Consider the following 18,652-nt stretch of genomic DNA (forward strand, 5'->3'; position numbering starts at 1 on the left):
CTCTAGCCTCTAACCTATCTCCTAAAATCCACTTCCTCAGTCTCACCCAAACAAATCTGCGTTTGTGCAGGCTTGGTTTCGGCAATGACTTTACCGTGGCGGATAGAGTAGCGCACTGGCGTTTGGCGACGAACGGCATCGAAACCATTTTCAGCCGGCAGAATGATTAAGCTGCCCGGTTTGCCTTCTTCAATACCGTAACGGTCTTGAATGTTCAGTGTACGAGCAGAGTTAGTGCTGATTAGGTCAAGCGATTGGTTGATTTGGTCGTAACCCATGACTTGGCATACATGTAGCCCCATGTGCAGCACTTGAAGCATGTTAGCGGTACCTAGTGGATACCATGGGTCAAACACATCGTCGTGACCAAAGCAGACGTTAATGTCGGCGGCTAGCATCTCTTTTACGCGTGTTACACCACGGCGTTTTGGGTAGTCGTCGAAACGGCCCTGTAGGTGGATGTTGACTAATGGGTTGGCAACAAAGCTAATGCCAGACATTTTTAATAAACGGAACAAGCGCGAAGCGTAGGCGCCATTGTAAGAGTGCATCGCTGTTGTGTGACTGGCTGTTACCCTGTCACCCATATTGAACTTGTGCGCCAGCGCGGCAAGGGTTTCGACAAAGCGCGATTGTTCATCATCAATCTCGTCACAGTGTACGTCTATCAAGCGGTCGTATTTTTGCGCCAGTTCGAACACATAATGCAAAGACTCAATGCCGTATTCACGGGTGAATTCGAAGTGAGGGATGGCACCAATGACGTCAGCGCCGAGCTGCACGGCTTCTTCCAACAGTTCTTTGCCATTTGGGTAAGACAAGATGCCTTCTTGTGGGAACGCGACGATTTGAATATCGACCCACTCCTTCATTTCTTCGCGCACTTCAATCATGGCTTTTAGCGCGACAAGCGTCGGATCGGAGACATCTACGTGAGTACGCACATGCTGAATACCGTTAGCAATTTGCCATTTAAGGGTTTGCATGGCACGCGTTTTTACGTCTTCTATTGAAAGGGTTTGTTTGCGCTCTGACCAACGCTCGATGCCTTCAAATAATGTACCTGAGATGTTCCAGCTTGGTTCACCTGCCGTTTGAGTCGTGTCTAGGTGCACGTGAGGCTCACAAAACGGCGCAATCGCTAGGCCGCCTTCTGCGTCAAGTACGTCGCCATCATGCTTGAGTGATGTGGCATTATCACAGATGGTTTCGAATTGGCCGTCTTTTACCAAAATTTGGAATACACCATCTTGGTGTTGAAGCTTGGCGTTTTTTATCAGTAATGAGGTCATTTTTGTTCCTTACGCGGTTTGCGCAGTGGCCGTTTTCTTATTCAAGATAGGATTAAGCACAAGATAGCTGATTGCACCGCCAAGTACAGCATTTAGTGGCACAACGCCCGGTAAAAAATGGCCTGCAGCAACGCCGATGGCGACGGCGAAAATGCCCGCCCAGTTGACGGTTTTAAATTCGTAGCTCTCGAACTTCTGGTAGCGCTTACGGTTGACTAGGAAGTCGGCGATGATCACGCCACCAATCGGTGGAATCGCAACAGACAAGAAGGTTAACCAGCCAACAAAGTTGTTATATAGCCAAAGCGCACACAAGGTGCCCACGACGCCATTTGCCATCGAGATGTATTTGCTCGGTAGCCCTGTGATATTAGAGAAACCAAGACCAGAAGCGTATAAAGCGTTGTCGTTGGTGGTCCAAATATTTAAGCCAAGTACGATAATGGCAGGAATAAGCAAGCCTTGGGCAATCATGACTTCAGATATGTCGGACTGACCGGTTACCGAGGCACCCGCAGCGCCAAAGATGAACATCAATGAGTTACCAATGAAAAAGGCAATCATAGTAATAAGTACCGCACCTGCTGGTTTCTTGCCGAAACGGACAAAATCTGCTGTTAAGGTGCCTGCGCTGACAAAAGAACCGACTACCATGGCAACGGCAATTGAAAAATCAATCGGCTCTGCGGGTTGGACTTTTTGCAGTTCGGCAACGCCGCCAATGCTATCGACCGCGGTGAATACTGAGTAGCCTCCTAAGATAGCAATCGCAGGAACCGCTATGGCAGAAAGTACCATGAGAGCTGAAATACCAAAGTAGACGGTGGCCGTCATTAATAAGCCAGATACGATGATTAGGGTGTTGGTATCAATACCGGTCGCTTTATGGACAGGGATAGCAAACATCGCCACACCCACGCCAAACCAACCAACTTGCGTACCGCCTAGTAGTAATGACGGTAGCCAAGAGCCTTTAGAACCAAAAGAGAAACGAGCAAGAAGGTGAGTAGAAAGACCAGTTGAAGCGCCAATGTAGCCAAGACATGAGGTGTAGATACCGAGAAGTAAGTTACCGATGAGAACGGCGAGGAAGAAATCGTTGAAGCTAAGACCGGTGCCAAGTGAGCCGCCTGTCCACATACTGGCTGAGAAAAAGGTCAATCCGAGCATCACCATTGTTAGGGATGCAATGCCTTTTCTGGCCGATTGTGGAACGGGCCCTAAACTGTAATTGTTGTCCGATGCCATGTGTGCCTCCGCTGATTATTCCAAATTGTTATGCCATTTAACATGTCACGTTATATGCCATTTTGTATTGCCGTTTTTTAGGCAAACGTCGCGCATAATAGTGCCAAAAATAGTGGTGTCAACATTAAATTTAAGTTGCAAGCGTTTGCTAAAAATAATTTATATTTAACTGGTTGTTTTTTAAATTATAAAATTGAAATTGTGGTGATGTTGTTTTTTTAGTCTGACTTTGGTGTTGCTTGGTTTCATAGCGTGTGGATTCACTTCTTTAGGCGTTGCCTGCTAAAGATAGATAACCAAGGGGAATGCACGTGTTCGTCTTGAAAGGTGCCAGATAGACTCAATACTTCTTCTCCACCAAGGTGAGAGTGAGGTTGAAATACTTTATCTTTTGGCGATTTCAGCAAGGTGACATGTTCTGTTTTCCTTGTTCCATGAGTACTAATACTGATCAGGCAATGGTTGCTCATTGAACAGAAAGCTCCAAATACTCAAAAGACGGCGTTATCGGCCGTCTTTTGAGTCAATGACTGAGGAGCGGTTAGTAGTTACTAGCCGATGCGTGGTTAGCCACTATTGAGGTTTGGCTTCAGGAACGGCCATAGCACTGACATTGGCAATGGTTTGGTTCCATTGACGCTTTTGATTTTCTAAATTGGCTTTCATTTGTTGGTAACGAATTTTAAGAATCGAATATTCATATTTCTTTACCAAGTCTTCTTTTTTGCTTTCCAATAGTTGCTTTTTCAGCTCGTAGTATTCTGTCATATGACCGGTGAGCACTTCGAATTCATTTTGCAATTTATCCGAGATCTGGTTGCGATTCGGTAAGTGATGAATTCGAGCCTGAGCGATTTGTAGCGTCATCTTGGCACGCGCTTTCTCTATTCGAAGTGGCGGTGATTTACGCAACTTACTCGCAAGACCAAGCCATTCGCAAGATTTGATTAGCCATTTCGTTGGATCATACTGCCACCAATAAATGCCGTTACGGTAGTCATTCTCAAAGATGTGGTGGTAGTTATGGTAACCCTCTCCAAACGTCAGTACCGCAAGAATGCCGTTGTCACGAGCGGTGTTTTTATCTGTGTATGGTTGGCTTCCCCAGATGTGAGCGAGTGAGTTAATAAAGAAGGTGGTGTGGTGGTTGAGTACCAAACGCACGGCGCCGACGATCAAGAGCATACCGATGATGTCTTGGTAAATCAGTCCTAATAATACAGGGATACCTAGGTTGGTCAGCAGAGCAAGCAATGCGTAATGCTTATGTTGCCACATGACGATTTTGTCTTTTTGTAAGTCACGGCAGTTGCTGTAATCCGAGTAAACCGCCAGGTTATAGTGACGAAGCATCCAACCAATATGGGAATACCAAAAACCACGTTTAGCGGAATAAGGGTCTTTGTCATTGTCGTCAACAAACTTATGGTGGACACGGTGATCAGACGACCAATGCAATACACTATTTTGCAGGGCGAACGCGCCGCCAATGGCAAAGATGAAGCGTAAGCTAGCGTGAGCTTGAAAGGCCTTGTGAGACCAAAGGCGGTGATAACCTGCGGTAATCGAAAGGTTACAAAAAGAGAAACACACCGCGAGCCAGATCCAGTGCTCAGCCCCATATCCGTGATAGACGCCATACAAAGGCGCAGCCACTAGGGCGAGTAACATACTGGATGAAAATATGAAGATATTTAGCCAGAGTAATGGCGGCTTTTTTTCCGTTGTCATGCAAATTGATCCTTTGAGCGTACACTTGTTCGCTAGATTATCAGCGCACACGTGTAAGTCAAATGTCAAAATGTAAATTGTTGCGTCGAGTTGTATAAAAGATCGGCATGTGAGAAGGCGGCAGGTATTTCGCGTGAAACAGACACAAAAAAGGCCTCTTAAAGGAGGCCCAAAACCAAGGGAATGGTTGTTAGTGGTGTATCCGGTGTGTCGTTATGAGAAGAAGCTGCGTTTGAGCGCCATCTCGAGTCCACGCACCTCAGCTAAGCCTTTCAGGCGGCCAATTGCAGAATAACCCGGGTTTGTTTTTTTGTTTAAATCGTCCAACATTTGGTGGCCATGATCCGGTCGCATTGGAATGAGAGCGGCTTTGCCTCCTTTTTCACGTCGGTTCTCTTCTTCAAGAAGTGCCATTACCACGTTGTACATATCCACATCACCATCAAGGTGGGCGGCTTCATGGAAGCTAAGTTGATTTTCTTCACGTTGTGTCGAGCGTAAATGAGTAAAGTAGATGCGCTCGCCATGTTGTTTAATCATATTGACTAAGTCGTTGTCACCACGGACACCATAAGAACCGGTACACATGGTTAATCCGTTCATCTTGCTTGGTACTTCATTGGTTAACCACTCTACGTCTTCAATGGTTGAGACAATGCGTGGTAGGCCTAGAATTGGGCGCGGTGGATCGTCTGGGTGAACGGCCATTTTTAGCCCGTGAGGTTCACAAACGGTCATGATTTCCTTGAGGAAGTACGCCATATTTTCACGCAGCTTGTCTTTGGAAATACCGTCGTAGCGATCCAACTGTGCTTGGAACTCTTCTAGGGTGTAACCCTCTTCAGCGCCGGGTAAGCCTGCGATGATATTGCTTGTTAGTTTATCAATGTCTGCTTGAGTCATTGATTCAAAGTAATCTTGTGCGCGCCGTTGTTCTTGCTCGTCGTAGGTGTCTGTTGCTCCGGGACGTTTCAAGATGAAAAGTTCGAATGCTGCGAAAGCGTCTTGGTCAAAACGTAATGCTCGTGAACCGTCTGGCATTTGATATTCCAGATCGGTTCTTGTCCAATCGAGAACGGGCATAAAGTTATAACAAACGGTGTCTATGCCACACTCTGCGAGGTTACGCAGTGTTTGTTTATAGTGTTCAATCCAAATTTGGTAATGGCCTGTTTGGGTTTTGATTTCTTCGTGAACAGGCACGCTTTCTACGACTGACCAAGTCAGCCCCTTACTTTCTATTAATGCTTTACGAGTTAGAATTTCTTCTTTCGTCCACACTTCACCATTAGGAATATGATGCAGTGCGTTTACGACTCCGGTTGCTCCAGCCTGACGTACGTCATCTAAAGAAACGGGATCATTCGGGCCATACCAACGCCAAGTTTGTTCCATGACAATCACCTTTTTTGGGCACACTTAACCCGTCGAGTTGAATCGAATTAAGTATTTAACGACATTTACTACCGTTGAAAGAAAACGGTAAAGTTAGGTGCGGTAAGCGTTAGGCGGAATAAGCGAGCGATAAAGCTCGCCTGCATTATGCCTTTAGTAACGATACCACGGGGTTAGAGCCAAATAGGTATCCGTCGAAATCAGGATCGTCCACATTTGATAGCTCTAAGAGGCGTTGTTTGACATTTTCAAGGTGTTGCCACATAGCGTTTTTGGCAGCAATTGGGTCTTTGCGTTGCATTGCAGCTAGGATTATTGCGTGGTCATCTAACCATTCTTCGCGGTAATTCTGGCTGCTAATACGAGTGTGGAGTTTTTTCCACATCGGACTTTGCTCGCGTCGTGCCCATGATTGTTTCAGCATATCTACCAATACCGAGTTTTGCGTTGCTTCTGCAATATAGAGGTGAAATTGTTCATCCCCTAAGCAGTTACTTTCGCCGTTGGCTAACTCTCGACGTTCTAGCTCTAGCGCAGAGCGCATTTTGGCTATATCACCAGGAGTGACTTGAATGGCCGCAAATTCAGCGATGTTACTCTCAAGTAATTGCCTTGCTTGCAGCATTTCAAATGGGCCAGCGTCATCACTGACGATGTTTTCTCGGTTATTTGGGCTTCCAGGAATATTGAGAACATAGACTCCTGAACCTTTTTTTACTTCGACCAGATTCTCAAGCTCGAGCATGATAATGGCTTCACGTACGACGGTTCTGCTGACGTCGAGTCGTTCTGCAATATCGCGCTCTGGAGGCAGCCTGTCACCGACTTGGTAACGACCATCACTGAGTTCTGCTCTTAGTATTAACCCTAATTCTTGATAAGGTCTTTTCGGTTCAAATTGAATCATTATATTAGTCACTATATCCCGTCGAACACATTACGCCATCATAATAACCAATACGGATATTGGTCAACCTCTGTATGATAAAGTGAAACAACACCTTGATCTATTCTTTATTCGCCTTTGTTGCATTTAAAGCAATTGCTTACTGAACTGCTTTGATGCGCTCTACCAGAGAGTTTAATTCTGGGTTGCTTGTTTTTAGTTCAGCGTAGATTGGCTGTACGGCCGCTACGAAGGAAGCTTTATCCGGTTGAACGAATGTCACGCCCATTTTTTCCGCTTTTGCACGTTCTTTGGTTTCTGATTCTGCCCAAAGTTTTTTCATTAGTTCAGAAGATTTCAAGGCCGCCGTCTTAAGTGCTTTTTGTTGATCTTCGGTCAATTTATCAAGGGACTTTGTTGAGACAACTAATACATCTGGAACCATAGTGTGCTGGTCTAAGCTGAAGTATTTAGACACTTCACTGTGACGGCTCAAGCTAAACGAAGGGATGTTATTTTCAGCGGCATCGACAACACCTTGTTGTAATGCGGTGTATAGCTCACCGTATGCAAGAGGGGTTGGGTTACCACCGAGCGCTTTAACCATGTTGATGGCCGACGGACTCGGTTGAACACGAATTTTCATGCCTTTTAGATCAGCCGGCGTATTGATTGGCTTAGATGTATAGAAGCTACGTGCGCCCGCATCATAGTAAGTTAGGCCAACAAAGCCACTTTTCGCAGAAGAAGCCAAGATTTCCTCACCAATTTCACCTTGCTGAACATCATAGTAGTGCTGCTGATCTCGGAAAAGGTAAGGAAGGTTGAAGGCCGAGTAATCTGCCGCGAATGCTTCTAATTCTGCTGCGTTCGATTTCACCATATCCAATGCACCGTTTTGCATTAGCTCCATTGACTCACGTTGAGTACCCAGCTGAGCATCAGGGTAGATACGAATTTTCACTTCACCATTAGTGAGTTGCTTTACTTCTTTCGCCATGTAGTCCATTGCTTTATGAACGGCATGGTCACGTGGGTGGTTGTGGCTCAGCTTTAGTGTTGTTGCTGCAAATGCAGAAGCCGAAGCGCCTACTGTTAGAGCTGCACCAATTAATGTGGTTAGTACACTTTTACGCGTCATCATTATCGTATCTCCGTGAGATTGGTTATCCGTTTTTATGTAGGGGTACATTTGAGTACGGATTCATTATTGAAGATGAAAGTCGCTCAGTCAAAGACCAATTCGTAATTGGTTGACCGAAGTCACGGATTTGAGGGAATTATTGGTCAGCCAATCTATGTGTGATGTGCCTCACATGACATTTGTGTGGTTTATTTATAATCTATGGGTGAATTAGACATCTTGTGCTGGCATCATTTTTAAATTTGGTTGACCACAGAAAGGTGTATTAGATGAAATCAAGGAATTAGCATGAGTAAATGGGTTCGTTATGTAAATAAGGCGCTGGCGGGGTTCACTGTCTCGCTATCCAGCTTTTTGGTTTTGTGTGTAATTTGGCAAGTGGTATCACGTTATGTCATAGGAAAACCTAGCACGGTAACGGATGAACTCGCTCGTTATTTGTTTATGTGGGTAGCGCTGGTTGGGGCTGCTTATACAACAGGCGTAAAGCGTCACTTAGCAATAGATTTACTCACGATGAAGCTTACGGGTAAACGCAAATTAGTGAATGAAATTATCATTCAGGTCGCCATTACCGCATTTGCGAGCATTGTTCTGGTGTATGGCGGAACAAGCTTAGCCATGAAAACACTGGCGACTGGGCAGGTAACACCTGCATTAGGGTTAGAAATGGGCTACGTGTACTTATGTTTGCCAATCAGCGGGTTGTTGATGATTTTCTACTCAGTCATCTTTGGAACTGAGAAAGTCCAAGCGTTATTTGGCCATGAAAAAGTGACTCAAGAACAACCCGAATCAATCAATTAATATAAAGGAACACGACTATGGATTGGCAAGTCATTTTGACCTTATTTGGTAGCTTCGCAGTGTTACTCTGCTTAGGTATCCCTGTCTCATTTGCTATCGGATTATCATCATTAGCAACAATCATGATGAGTTTACCTCTTGAGCCAGCTATTGCGGTTGTTGCTCAACGTATGGCCGCTGGCCTTGATAATTTCGCACTGCTCGCGATCCCGTTCTTTATCTTAGCGGGAAACATTATGAACCAAGGCGGCATCGCGGTTCGGTTGATCAATTTCGCTAAGGTGCTTGGTGGTCGTTTACCGGGGTCTCTTGCCCATGTAAATGTCATGGCAAATATGCTGTTTGGTTCTATTTCTGGTTCGGCGGTTGCGTCTGCGGCGGCTGTGGGCGGCACCATGTCTCCACTTCAGAAAAAAGACGGCTATGATGAAAATTTTTCTGCGGCGGTTAACATTACTTCGTGCCCTACGGGTTTGTTAATTCCACCCAGTAATACTTTGATTGTATTTTCATTGGTATCCGGTGGGACATCCATCGCGGCGTTATTCTTAGCCGGTTATATTCCCGGAATTATCATGGGCTTGAGTTTGATGCTGGTTGCGGGCTTTATCGCTAAACGCCGCGGCTACCCGGTTGCTGAAAAACCGACCCTGGCAGAAGTTTGGGACACCACCGTTAAGGCGATTCCATCATTGTTGCTGGTCACGGTCATTATGGGCGGCATCATTGGCGGTATCTTTACAGCAACAGAAGCCTCCGCGATTGCGGTCGTTTATACCTTTACCTTAGCGGTATTGGTCTACCGCGAAGTAAAACTGCGTGATTTACCGGGCATTATTTTAGAGTCTGCGGTGACCACTTCTATTGTGTTGTTGCTAGTGGGTGCATCGATGGGCATGTCATGGGCGATGGCAAATGCCGATGTTCCTTACATGATTGCTGACGCTCTACTAGCGGTCTCTGAAAACCCTCTGATGATCCTACTTATTATCAATATTATTTTGTTGATTGTCGGGATCTTCATGGACATGACGCCTGCGATTCTTATTTTCACCCCTATTTTTCTGCCGATAGCGTTGGACTTGGGTATCGACCCGGTTCACTTCGGCATCATGATGACGTTTAACTTGGCGATTGGCATCTGTACGCCACCAGTGGGGAGCGCATTGTTCATTGGGTGTTCTGTGGCGAACATTTCAATTGATAAGGTAATAAAACCATTGTTGCCTTTCTATGCTGCGCTGATTGTTGCATTAGCGGCCGTTACCTTCATTCCTGAATTGAGCCTCTTCCTTCCTGGCTTAGTCCTTGATTACGGCATGTAAGTAGCGAGCCCCTCTCTTAAGACGATTACATAACACCCCATGGCACCGATTGGCTATGGGGTAGGGAACTAAAAATGACAACGATTGCAAACATCACGAAACACGATCATATCCAATGGCCAAACTACCCACGTGACCAGCTAAAAAGCCGCATCGTTCACCTAGGCTTTGGTGCATTTCACCGCGCTCACCAAGGCTTATATACCTGTGAAACGGCTCAAAAATCGGGCAGCGACTGGGGTATTTGCGAAATCAACTTATTTGGTGGTGAAGAGTTGGTTAACCAACTTCGAGCGCAAGACCATTTGTATACGGTAGTAGAAAAAGGCGCCGATAAAAATACGCTAAAAGTCAGCGGTGCGGTGACCGAATCCTTACACCCTCAATTGGATGGTAGAGCCGCAGTGCTCGACAAAATGGCCGAAGAACAGGTCGCGATTGTTTCCATGACCATTACCGAAAAAGGCTACTGCGCAGATCCGGCAACAGGCCGTTTAGATAAAAATAATGGTCTTATCCTACGTGATTTAAAACATCGCCATGAACCAGACTCTGCGATTGCCTACATTGTGGAGGCACTGCGTATTCGCCGTGAGCGTGGCATTCAGCCATTTACCGTCATGTCTTGCGATAACGTTCAAGAAAATGGCCATGTTGCACGAGCATCGGTTCTTGATTTCGCTATGTTGGTTGATGAAGAACTTGCAGGCTGGATTGAAGCGAACGTGACGTTTCCTTGCACCATGGTTGACCGAATTGTCCCTGCGGCGACGGACGAAACCTTGAGTGAAATTGCCCAATTAATGGGGGTCAGCGACCCATGTGGTATTGCTTGTGAACCTTTCCGTCAATGGGTCATCGAAGATAAGTTCGTAAATGGCCGCCCTAATTGGGATGTGGCTGGTGCCGAATTTGTTGATGACGTTGTGCCATATGAAGAAATGAAGTTACGCATGCTTAATGGCAGTCATTCATTTTTGGCTTACCTTGGCTACCTTGGCGGTTACCCGCACATCTCAGATACGATGACCAATACGGCCTATCGCAGTGCGGCTTTTGACATGATGATGAACGCTCAGGCTCCAAGCTTAGATATGCCTGAAGGCACCGATCTGGAAAAATACGCCCGCTTGTTGATTGACCGTTTTACTAACCCATCACTGAAGCACCAAACGTGGCAAATTGCGATGGACGGCAGCCAAAAAATCCCTCAACGCATGGGTGGTTCGTTGCGTTTCCATTTAGAGAAAGACACGGATTATCGTTGGATTGCGATGGGTATTGCCGGGTGGATGCGTTATGTCGGCGCTGAAGATGAAAAAGGCGCACAGATTGATGTGCGTGACCCTATGGCACAGCAGCTAAAAGAAATCCACAACCAAAGCAGCAGTGACGAAGCCGTGGTCAGGGGGTTACTCGGAGTTGAAGCGATTTTCTCTACTGACCTCATCAAGAACGATGCGTTTGTCGTTGAAGTGACTAAAGCGTATCAGCTGATTGCGAACAAGGGTGCCCGAGCTGCGGTCGCGTCTCTGTAAGCGGTAACTTCTCCTCCACAAAAAAATTCGTTGGTAGAGCCTAGCGGTTCTGCCAATAAGGAAGTAAACAATGAAACAGTTTATGTGTGAAGATTTCCTATTAGGCAATGATACGGCGCGTCGTCTTTATCATGATTATGCTGCTGATATGCCGATTTTCGATTACCACTGTCATCTAAACCCACAGGAAGTGGCTGATGATCGTCAGTTTGGCAATATGGCACAAATATGGTTAGAGGGTGACCACTACAAATGGCGCGGTATGCGTGCGGCCGGTGTTCCAGAAGCACTCATCACAGGTAAAGAAGCCAGCGACTATGACAAGTTCATCGCGTGGGCGAATACCGTACCTAAAACCCTTGGTAATCCTCTATACCATTGGAGCCATTTAGAATTGCGTCGCCCATTTGGCATTACAGGCAAACTGCTTGGCCCCGATACGGCGGATGAAATTTGGGGCCAATGCAATGAAATGCTGCAAAGTTCGGAGTTCTCGGCGCGTGGCATCATGAAGCAAATGAACGTGGTGATGGCAGGGACAACCGATGATCCGATCCATAGCCTAGAACACCATAAGAAAATAGCGGAAGATTCAAGCTTTGATATTGATGTGTTACCGAGCTGGCGCCCCGATAGAGCTTTTAAAATTGAACTGGACGGTTTCGGCGAATACATGCAATTGCTCAGTGAAACGGCGGACATAGAGATTATTCGTTTTGCTGACTTACTTACGGCATTAGAGCGTAGGTTAGATCATTTTGACGCGCACGGTTGCCGCGCAGCAGATCACGGAATTGAAGTCGTCCGTTTTGGTAAAGTACCGAGTGAAACCGAGCTCGACGCTATGTTAGCTCGTCGCTTGAAAGGTCAGGCACTGCAAGATAACGAAGTTGATCAGTTCAGCACGGCCGTACAAGTTTGGCTTGGCCAGCAGTACTGCAAGCGTCATTGGGTGATGCAGTTACACATTGGTGCACAGCGTAATAACAATTCCCGCATGTTTGATTTACTTGGCCCTGATAGTGGTTTTGATTCCATCGCCGATCAGCCATTTGCCTTGCAATTAGCCTGTTTGCTCGATGCTATCGATCAAGGTGATCAACTACCAAAAACGATCCTGTACTGTTTGAACCCACGAGATAACGAAATGATCGCAACCATGGTAGGCAACTTCCAAGGGGGAGGCGTGGCAGGTAAAATTCAGTTTGGCTCTGGTTGGTGGTTTAATGATCAAAAAGATGGCATGCAGCGTCAACTAGAACAGCTTTCTCAACTCGGATTACTGAGCCAGTTCGTCGGCATGTTAACGGATTCACGTAGCTTTTTATCTTACACTCGTCATGAATATTTCCGTCGTATTCTGTGTGATATGTTGGGGCGCTGGGTTGAAAATGGCGAAGTGCCAAACGACATTGGCATGCTAGGTGGGTTAGTGAAAGACATTTGCAGCAATAACGCCCAAGCTTATTTCGCGAAGCCAGGAGCCTAGTATGAAAAAAATTGCGCTTATCGGTGAGTGCATGATTGAGCTAAACGGAGAGCCGTTTAGCCAAATGCTGCAAACATACGGCGGAGACAGTTTGAATACGGCGGTGTACTTATCTCGCATCGCTAATCAAAGCATTCAGGTTCATTACGTCACCGCGATGGGGAGTGACCCCTTAAGCGTTGGTATGATCAATCGCTGGGAAAACGAAGGCGTCAATACCGAGTTAGTGCTGACAGACAACAACCGTCAGCCTGGTCTGTATTTAATTCAATTAGACGAGAACGGCGAGCGTACTTTTCTTTATTGGCGTAATCAATCGGCAGCGCGTTATTTGCTGCGTCACCCGTTATTTGATCAAGTTGAGCGTGAAATTCTGCAAATGGATATGATTTACCTCAGTGGCATAAGCTTGGCTATTTTGCCGCAGGTAGACCGAGAAATATTGATAGAGATGCTACAGGCGGCGTCTGAAAAAGGCGTACAGATTGCCTTTGATTCTAACTACCGTCCTACCTTATGGGATACGGAAGAACAAGCTAGGCAGTGCTATAGCGAAGTCCTGTCGGTGACCGATTTGGCGCTAGTCACGAACGACGATGAACGCTTGCTGTGGGGGGACAACAGTGACGAACAAACCCTCGCTAGGTTACATTCTGCTGGCGTGAAACGAGCGGTGCTTAAGCGCGGAAAAGACGCGTGTATCTTCCGTGATTTCGATGCTAACCAGCAAGAGATCGTTGCGCCCCATAAAATTGAGCATGTTGTTGATACGACATCGGCTGGTGATTCCTTTAATGCGGGCTTTTTGGCTGCATGGCTAGCTGAACGTGCAGCCAAAGAATGCGCAGAACTAGGGCACCAAATGGCGGGCACGGTAATACAGCATAAAGGAGCGATTATTGCGAAAGAAGCGATGGCTCATATTCAAAGTATCAAACCAGAAATTAAGACGAAGGAAGTAAGTGAATGAACAGTACATTGGATCAATTAGCGGCCGTTAAAATTATTCCCGTAATTGCGCTCGATCGCGCGGAAGATATTATTCCACTTGGCAGAGCGTTGGCTGAAAATGGCCTACCCGCGGCGGAAATCACCTTTCGCTCTGATGCGGCCGCCGAAGCGATTCGCTTACTAAGAGAAGATCAACCGAACATGCTGATCGGTGCAGGAACCGTACTTAACCGCGCTCAAGCGATAGCCGCAAAAGAAGCGGGTGCAACGTTTGTCGTTTCGCCGGGTTTTAACCCAAATACCGTCAAAGCTTGCCAAGAGATCGGCATTGATATTGTTCCGGGGGTGAATAACCCAACTGCGGTAGAAGCGGCTCTAGAAATGGGGTTAACAACACTGAAGTTCTTCCCCGCAGAAGCGTCTGGTGGCATTAACATGCTTAAAGCGTTGCTGGCGCCATACGGTGACATTCAAATTATGCCAACGGGCGGCGTAAACGTAAATAATGTCCAAGATTACCTCGGATTAGATCGTGTTTTTGCTTGCGGTGGTACTTGGATGGTCGACAAAACCATGATCAATGAAGGCCGTTGGGATGAAATTGGTCGTCTGGCTCGTGAAGCGGCTGAATTAGTGAAATAGTCTTAACAGACACCCCGATATACCAAGGTATTGTCGTATTATTTGGCCTCCAGTTGGGGGCCATTTTTGTAAGGTAAATTCAATGATAGAAATGAATGTGGCACAAGGTGTCGGGTTGTTCGCATTTTTGATTGGAGCAACGGCATTTTTGCAAAAAGATGGCCGTAAATTTCGCCTGCATTTAATGGTGTTCCAACTCGTATTGTGCAGTCATTTCGTTTTGATGGGCGCGATGGTTGCGGCAATTGGCTGCGGGATTAGTGCACTAAGAAGTTATGCTTCCACCAAAACCAAATCATTGTGGGTAATGAGTGGTTTCATTGCGATGTTGTGGCTGATGGGCGTACCGCAACTCAATCATTACTATGAATTACTGACATTGTTTGGCACATCAGTGGCAACTTACGGATTATTTCGAGCTCAAGGGGTTTCAATGAGGCTGCTGGTGTTGTTTAACTCTTGCTGTTGGTTAACCAACAATTTGCTACTGGGCTCTGTCGGAGGAACGTTAATGGAAACAACGTTTATTCTGGTTAATGGATACACCATCGCTCGGGTTGTCATCGAGCAACGAGCAGAGAATAAGCTGCTGATGAAATAGCGAAAAGTATGATTAGCCTATTGAATACCGTAAAAACAGAAATAGGCTAATGATGTTAATTGTTTAATGGGTCGAGGTTTTTTCAATGGCAATTAAGTCCCCATAGCACTGACGCATATTGGGAATGAATGCCAGCTTGTCTGCCGACATTTTCTTTCCGTTTGGTAGCTCTATATGATTAACGGCCCAGATAACACAACCATCCGCTAAATTAAGCAAACATCTTACCTGAGAAAACAGTCCATTCTTGTCAAATGCAGATGAAATTGGAAATGCCATACCGTGCCAAGAGGCCATGACCTGTGCTTGGCTAGTGCCAAGATCTAACGTTAATATTTCAGGTTCGACATCTTTAACGACCTTCATGCAAAGGCGAGCTTTATCTTTGTGAGTTTCAATCCATAGGCGGTGCGGGATACTTTTATCCTCCCAGCTCAGGACATTTGCGTATTGATTCATGATTATTATCCTTATTCAGAAATCAAGTAGGGGCTGCTGAGCAAGGCTGTTATCCATGATATTGGTAACCAACTTAATCACGTAGGAAATGGCATGCCTGATGTGTGCTAGCCCTTTTATTTCAGTATTTTGGCGATCTTTCTACCTAGATAGAGTACAACCAATACTATTATTGGTCGACCAATTTTGAGTTTGTTAGAGACCTAGATCAACCAATATGATAAGTGTGTGAATCGCCGTCACAGTTTGATTTGTTTGCTGTAAATATATATTCCAAGTGGTTATTGAAAGCGGTGAATATATAACTTTTAGGTGTCGATTGAGGAAGAAACTCTCTCAAGAAGAAAATTTAAATGTGCTACCTTTAAAGGTAATAAGGTAGGAGGTCGTGATGAATTTCGTGAGCTTTCGTGAGTCGCTAAATCATATTGAAATCAAAATTGGCTTGGTATTGATTGACGTGGTTGCGATGTCATATTTAGTTTATAACCAAGCGAATATGACGCTTAGCGAACTGTTTTATAAGATGATCGTCATTTGGTTAATTAACTTAATTTTCCTTCGCATTATCAATAAGTGATTAGGAATGACAATGACGAGCTATTTAATTGTCGGGTTGCTTGGTTATCTCTTGTTATTGTTAGCGATTGCGACTTTTGGTCAGAAGCAAGAAACATGGCTGAATAGGATTGCTCAGGGGCCGTGGGTGTATACTCTATCCCTCGCTGTGTATTGTACCTCATGGACATTCTTTGGCATTGTAGGTTCAGCGACAAGGGCTGGCTCACTCTACTTAGCAATATATTGGGGACCAATGCTTGGGATGATATTTGGTTCGGTTTTGCTGAATCGAATATTTGCCATCAAGCGCACTTATCATATAACCAGTATTGCTGATTTTATTTCAACTCGTTATTACCGCTCTGCTTCGATTGCGGCGTTGGTTACTTTATTTATTGCTTTAGGTGTAGCTCCTTATATCGCACTTCAACTCAAAGCGATAAGCATAGGCTTTAGAGTTTTGAGTAATACGGCCAGCGCAGAGGTAGGCTTTTGGGGAGTTGAAGAGTTCAGTGCGATATTTTTAGTCGCATTTACAATTTTGTTTGGATTGAGGCGGCTAGATATCTCAGATCATCACCCAGGGGTTATACTGGCGATGGCATTTGAAGGGCTGGTCAAAATCGTTGCTTTTGTCGCGTTGGGTCTGTTTGTTACTTTTGGCCTATTTGACGGCTTAGGTGATTTGTTTTCGCAAGCTGAAAGCCTTCGAAATTCTAGCGATCTGTTTGATGGGTTCAATCGAACGGTACCTATGAGCACCTGGATTTGCTACCTCTTTTTGTCGATGAATGCCTTTTTTTTTCCTGCCCCGACAGTTTCAAGTTATGGTTGTGGAAAATACAAACCCAGAGCACCTAAAAACGGCCCAATGGGCACTTCCTACCTATCTATTTTTGATCACGCTGTTTGTAATTCCTGTTGTGCTTGGTGCGTTGTTGCTAGGTTTTCCTGCCGGAAATGCTGATAGTTTCGTTTTGTTGTTGCCCCAGCAGTATGCGAGTACTTGGTTGACTTTCTTTATTTATATCGGAGGTTTTTCGGCATCGATGGGCATGGTCGTTATGAGTACTATCGCCATCTCAGTCATGGTCTCAAACCATTTAGTTTTACCCGTTATTGAACGCTTTTCGGTGCTCGTTGTTTTTCGCCGTCATTTATTGCCTTTACGATGGGCGGTCGTGGCCATCGTTGTGAGCATTGGCTATCTGTTTAATCGATATGTTGGGAATAGTGAGTTTCTTGCCAGCATGGGTATTTTGTCTTTCGCTGCCGTTTTACAGTTTACTCCTGCTGCAGTTGGTGGCTTGATTTGGAGTAAAGCAAGTCGAATTGGAGCGCTTTTTGGTATTTGTAGCGGTTTTGCATTCTGGATGTATTGCTTGTTTTTACCAGCCTTAGTTGACTCAGGAATATTATCGTTATCTGAATGGTTAGCCTATGGTCCTTGGGAATTAGATATTCTCGCACCAAGAGCTTTGATGGGAATGGAAGGTATTGATCCTATTAGCCATGGCGTTTTCTGGAGTTGTTCAATAAATGTTGCCATGTTTTGCTTGGGGTCTATTTTATTTCCTGGTGGTAAAGAGGAGCAACAATATTACAAAGAGCTACAGAGTTGTTTTAGCTCGGATGACGTACCGAGATTAGAATTGGATCTACAAGCTTATATCGATCTAAATCAACGCTGCCAAATGGTTCGGAGTGCACTAGAGGCGTATTTGGCTCATCAAAAAGTAGATCAAATTGTTAAAAAGAGCTTGTTAGATGTGAGTTTACTTAATCAACAACAATGTACTTTACTCGAACTCAATACATTGCGGAAGAATATCGAAAGAAACCTCGCCGGCTCTATAGGGACAACAGCAGCGCATGGAATATTAGAGCGTTGTGAGTTCATTAGTGCCGAGGAGCAGGCCGAATTGAGGGAGCACTATAGCGAGTTACTTAATCAACTCAGTATTTCTCCGTATGAACTACAAGCCAAGCTTAATTACTATCAAGAACGAGAACTGATGATAGAGCAGCACTCTCTTAAGCAATCTGAAAACATTGAGTTGTTGGAGCGGCAAGTTGAACGAACCAAGAGTGCTGAAAAGAAATTGCAGGAATTCAATCAACAGCTTGAGCATATAGTAGAAGAACGTACTGTGAGCTTACAAGATGCAAATCAGTCATTAAAAATTACGTTGGAAGACTTAAAGCACACTCAAGATCAGCTGATTGAGTCTGAGAAAATGGCGTCTTTAGGTGCCTTGGTAAAGGGGATCGCTCATGAAATTAATACCCCCGTAGGTGTGAGTATTACCGGGGTGTCGAGTGTCCAAGATAAAACAGCCAACGTTTTGGCAATGCTCGAAAGTAATAAGCTACAAAAGCAGAGTTTGGAGCAGTACCTGAGTCTAACTCAACATAGTTTGGACTTAGTTATGAATAACTTGATGAGCGCTGCTGAATTAGTTGGAACCTTTAAAAAAGTGGCGGTAGATAACGAGGCAGAACAGGCAAGTGAGTTTGAGCTGGGAGATTATGTTAAGGAAGTGCTCAGTTCGTTAGCTTCAGATTTAAATCAAGCGGATATTG

Annotated in this window: 16 protein-coding genes and 1 pseudogene; 9 read left to right on the top strand and 8 right to left on the bottom strand. The window is 45.3% G+C overall.

Going from position 1 to position 18,652, the window contains the following annotated elements:
- Positions 1-14: 14 nt before the first annotated feature.
- The 7 genes and pseudogenes from VTAP4600_RS20475 to VTAP4600_RS20505 all read right to left on the bottom strand — a co-directional run bounded on the left by VTAP4600_RS20475 (position 15) and on the right by VTAP4600_RS20505 (position 7,696).
- Positions 15-1,292, bottom strand: a complete 1,278-nt coding sequence (locus VTAP4600_RS20475; protein ID WP_102524620.1) for a cytosine deaminase — start codon at positions 1,290-1,292, stop codon at positions 15-17.
- Positions 1,293-1,301: 9 nt separating this feature from the next.
- A complete protein-coding gene (gene codB / locus VTAP4600_RS20480) occupies positions 1,302-2,540 on the bottom strand; it encodes a cytosine permease (RefSeq protein WP_102524621.1) in 1,239 nt (412 codons plus the stop codon).
- A 299-nt stretch (positions 2,541-2,839) separates the two neighbouring features.
- Positions 2,840-2,959 (bottom strand): annotated as a pseudogene (locus VTAP4600_RS26420) (cupin domain-containing protein); the annotation flags it as partial.
- Positions 2,960-3,113: 154 nt separating this feature from the next.
- Positions 3,114-4,271: an acyl-CoA desaturase gene (locus VTAP4600_RS20490; protein WP_102524623.1), complete on the bottom strand. Its 1,158-nt coding sequence runs from the start codon at positions 4,269-4,271 to the stop codon at positions 3,114-3,116.
- 213 nt (positions 4,272-4,484) lie between these two features.
- Positions 4,485-5,666 (bottom strand): mannonate dehydratase, encoded by a 1,182-nt coding sequence (gene uxuA / locus VTAP4600_RS20495; RefSeq protein ID WP_102524624.1) that lies wholly within the window; start codon positions 5,664-5,666, stop codon positions 4,485-4,487.
- A gap of 145 nt (positions 5,667-5,811) precedes the next feature.
- Entirely contained in the window at positions 5,812-6,573 is a 762-nt protein-coding gene (locus VTAP4600_RS20500; protein ID WP_102524625.1) for an FCD domain-containing protein, read from the bottom strand.
- A 139-nt stretch (positions 6,574-6,712) separates the two neighbouring features.
- On the bottom strand, positions 6,713-7,696 hold the full coding sequence (locus VTAP4600_RS20505; RefSeq protein WP_102524626.1) for a TRAP transporter substrate-binding protein: 984 nt from the start codon (positions 7,694-7,696) through the stop codon (positions 6,713-6,715).
- 288 nt (positions 7,697-7,984) lie between these two features.
- On the opposite strand from VTAP4600_RS20505, the gene VTAP4600_RS20510 reads away from it, so the two are divergent.
- The 7 genes from VTAP4600_RS20510 to VTAP4600_RS20540 all read left to right on the top strand — a co-directional run bounded on the left by VTAP4600_RS20510 (position 7,985) and on the right by VTAP4600_RS20540 (position 15,049).
- The gene (locus VTAP4600_RS20510; protein WP_172443189.1) at positions 7,985-8,503 is read left to right on the top strand and encodes a TRAP transporter small permease; all 519 of its coding nucleotides are present in this window, start codon (positions 7,985-7,987) and stop codon (positions 8,501-8,503) included.
- A 17-nt stretch (positions 8,504-8,520) separates the two neighbouring features.
- Positions 8,521-9,828: a TRAP transporter large permease gene (locus VTAP4600_RS20515; protein ID WP_102524628.1), complete on the top strand. Its 1,308-nt coding sequence runs from the start codon at positions 8,521-8,523 to the stop codon at positions 9,826-9,828.
- Positions 9,829-9,902: 74 nt separating this feature from the next.
- On the top strand, positions 9,903-11,366 hold the full coding sequence (locus tag VTAP4600_RS20520) for a fructuronate reductase (RefSeq protein WP_102524629.1): 1,464 nt from the start codon (positions 9,903-9,905) through the stop codon (positions 11,364-11,366).
- Between the two features lie 70 nt (positions 11,367-11,436).
- A complete protein-coding gene (gene uxaC / locus VTAP4600_RS20525; protein WP_102524630.1) occupies positions 11,437-12,855 on the top strand; it encodes a glucuronate isomerase in 1,419 nt (472 codons plus the stop codon).
- Position 12,856: 1 nt separating this feature from the next.
- Complete coding sequence (locus VTAP4600_RS20530) at positions 12,857-13,825, top strand: sugar kinase (RefSeq protein ID WP_102524631.1); 969 nt, start codon at positions 12,857-12,859, stop codon at positions 13,823-13,825.
- Complete coding sequence (locus VTAP4600_RS20535; protein WP_102524632.1) at positions 13,822-14,448, top strand: bifunctional 4-hydroxy-2-oxoglutarate aldolase/2-dehydro-3-deoxy-phosphogluconate aldolase; 627 nt, start codon at positions 13,822-13,824, stop codon at positions 14,446-14,448. Before VTAP4600_RS20530 ends, VTAP4600_RS20535 begins: the two co-directional genes overlap by 4 nt.
- A gap of 82 nt (positions 14,449-14,530) precedes the next feature.
- Positions 14,531-15,049, top strand: a complete 519-nt coding sequence (locus VTAP4600_RS20540) for a YgjV family protein (protein ID WP_102524633.1) — start codon at positions 14,531-14,533, stop codon at positions 15,047-15,049.
- Between the two features lie 63 nt (positions 15,050-15,112).
- On the opposite strand, the gene VTAP4600_RS20545 is transcribed toward VTAP4600_RS20540, so the two are convergent.
- Positions 15,113-15,508: a hypothetical protein gene (locus tag VTAP4600_RS20545; RefSeq protein ID WP_102524634.1), complete on the bottom strand. Its 396-nt coding sequence runs from the start codon at positions 15,506-15,508 to the stop codon at positions 15,113-15,115.
- 391 nt (positions 15,509-15,899) lie between these two features.
- Here VTAP4600_RS20545 and VTAP4600_RS20550 point away from each other — a divergent pair, with 391 nt between their 5' ends.
- Both VTAP4600_RS20550 and VTAP4600_RS26425 read left to right on the top strand, forming a co-directional pair.
- The gene (locus tag VTAP4600_RS20550; protein WP_102524635.1) at positions 15,900-16,088 is read left to right on the top strand and encodes a hypothetical protein; all 189 of its coding nucleotides are present in this window, start codon (positions 15,900-15,902) and stop codon (positions 16,086-16,088) included.
- Positions 16,089-16,100: 12 nt separating this feature from the next.
- Entirely contained in the window at positions 16,101-17,036 is a 936-nt protein-coding gene (locus tag VTAP4600_RS26425) for an SLC5/6 family protein (RefSeq protein WP_231897985.1), read from the top strand.
- The last annotated feature ends 1,616 nt before the right edge of the window (positions 17,037-18,652 follow it).

Origin of the sequence: Vibrio tapetis subsp. tapetis (assembly GCF_900233005.1) — a bacterium.
In the GTDB taxonomy this organism is placed as follows: domain Bacteria; phylum Pseudomonadota; class Gammaproteobacteria; order Enterobacterales; family Vibrionaceae; genus Vibrio; species Vibrio tapetis.

What these genes read in the sequence shown, in the direction of transcription:
- VTAP4600_RS20550 (WP_102524635.1), top strand. Translation starts at nt 15,900, where the DNA reads ATGAATTTCGTGAGCTTTCGTGAGTCGCTAAATCATATTGAAATCAAA.
- VTAP4600_RS20510 (WP_172443189.1), top strand. Translation starts at nt 7,985, where the DNA reads ATGAGTAAATGGGTTCGTTATGTAAATAAGGCGCTGGCGGGGTTCACT.
- uxuA (WP_102524624.1), bottom strand. Translation starts at nt 5,666, where the DNA reads ATGGAACAAACTTGGCGTTGGTATGGCCCGAATGATCCCGTTTCTTTA.
- VTAP4600_RS20475 (WP_102524620.1), bottom strand. Translation starts at nt 1,292, where the DNA reads ATGACCTCATTACTGATAAAAAACGCCAAGCTTCAACACCAAGATGGT.
- VTAP4600_RS20515 (WP_102524628.1), top strand. Translation starts at nt 8,521, where the DNA reads ATGGATTGGCAAGTCATTTTGACCTTATTTGGTAGCTTCGCAGTGTTA.
- VTAP4600_RS20530 (WP_102524631.1), top strand. Translation starts at nt 12,857, where the DNA reads ATGAAAAAAATTGCGCTTATCGGTGAGTGCATGATTGAGCTAAACGGA.
- VTAP4600_RS20545 (WP_102524634.1), bottom strand. Translation starts at nt 15,508, where the DNA reads ATGAATCAATACGCAAATGTCCTGAGCTGGGAGGATAAAAGTATCCCG.
- VTAP4600_RS20505 (WP_102524626.1), bottom strand. Translation starts at nt 7,696, where the DNA reads ATGATGACGCGTAAAAGTGTACTAACCACATTAATTGGTGCAGCTCTA.
- VTAP4600_RS20500 (WP_102524625.1), bottom strand. Translation starts at nt 6,573, where the DNA reads ATGATTCAATTTGAACCGAAAAGACCTTATCAAGAATTAGGGTTAATA.
- VTAP4600_RS20535 (WP_102524632.1), top strand. Translation starts at nt 13,822, where the DNA reads ATGAACAGTACATTGGATCAATTAGCGGCCGTTAAAATTATTCCCGTA.
- uxaC (WP_102524630.1), top strand. Translation starts at nt 11,437, where the DNA reads ATGAAACAGTTTATGTGTGAAGATTTCCTATTAGGCAATGATACGGCG.
- VTAP4600_RS26425 (WP_231897985.1), top strand. Translation starts at nt 16,101, where the DNA reads ATGACGAGCTATTTAATTGTCGGGTTGCTTGGTTATCTCTTGTTATTG.
- codB (WP_102524621.1), bottom strand. Translation starts at nt 2,540, where the DNA reads ATGGCATCGGACAACAATTACAGTTTAGGGCCCGTTCCACAATCGGCC.
- VTAP4600_RS20490 (WP_102524623.1), bottom strand. Translation starts at nt 4,271, where the DNA reads ATGACAACGGAAAAAAAGCCGCCATTACTCTGGCTAAATATCTTCATA.
- VTAP4600_RS20540 (WP_102524633.1), top strand. Translation starts at nt 14,531, where the DNA reads ATGATAGAAATGAATGTGGCACAAGGTGTCGGGTTGTTCGCATTTTTG.
- VTAP4600_RS20520 (WP_102524629.1), top strand. Translation starts at nt 9,903, where the DNA reads ATGACAACGATTGCAAACATCACGAAACACGATCATATCCAATGGCCA.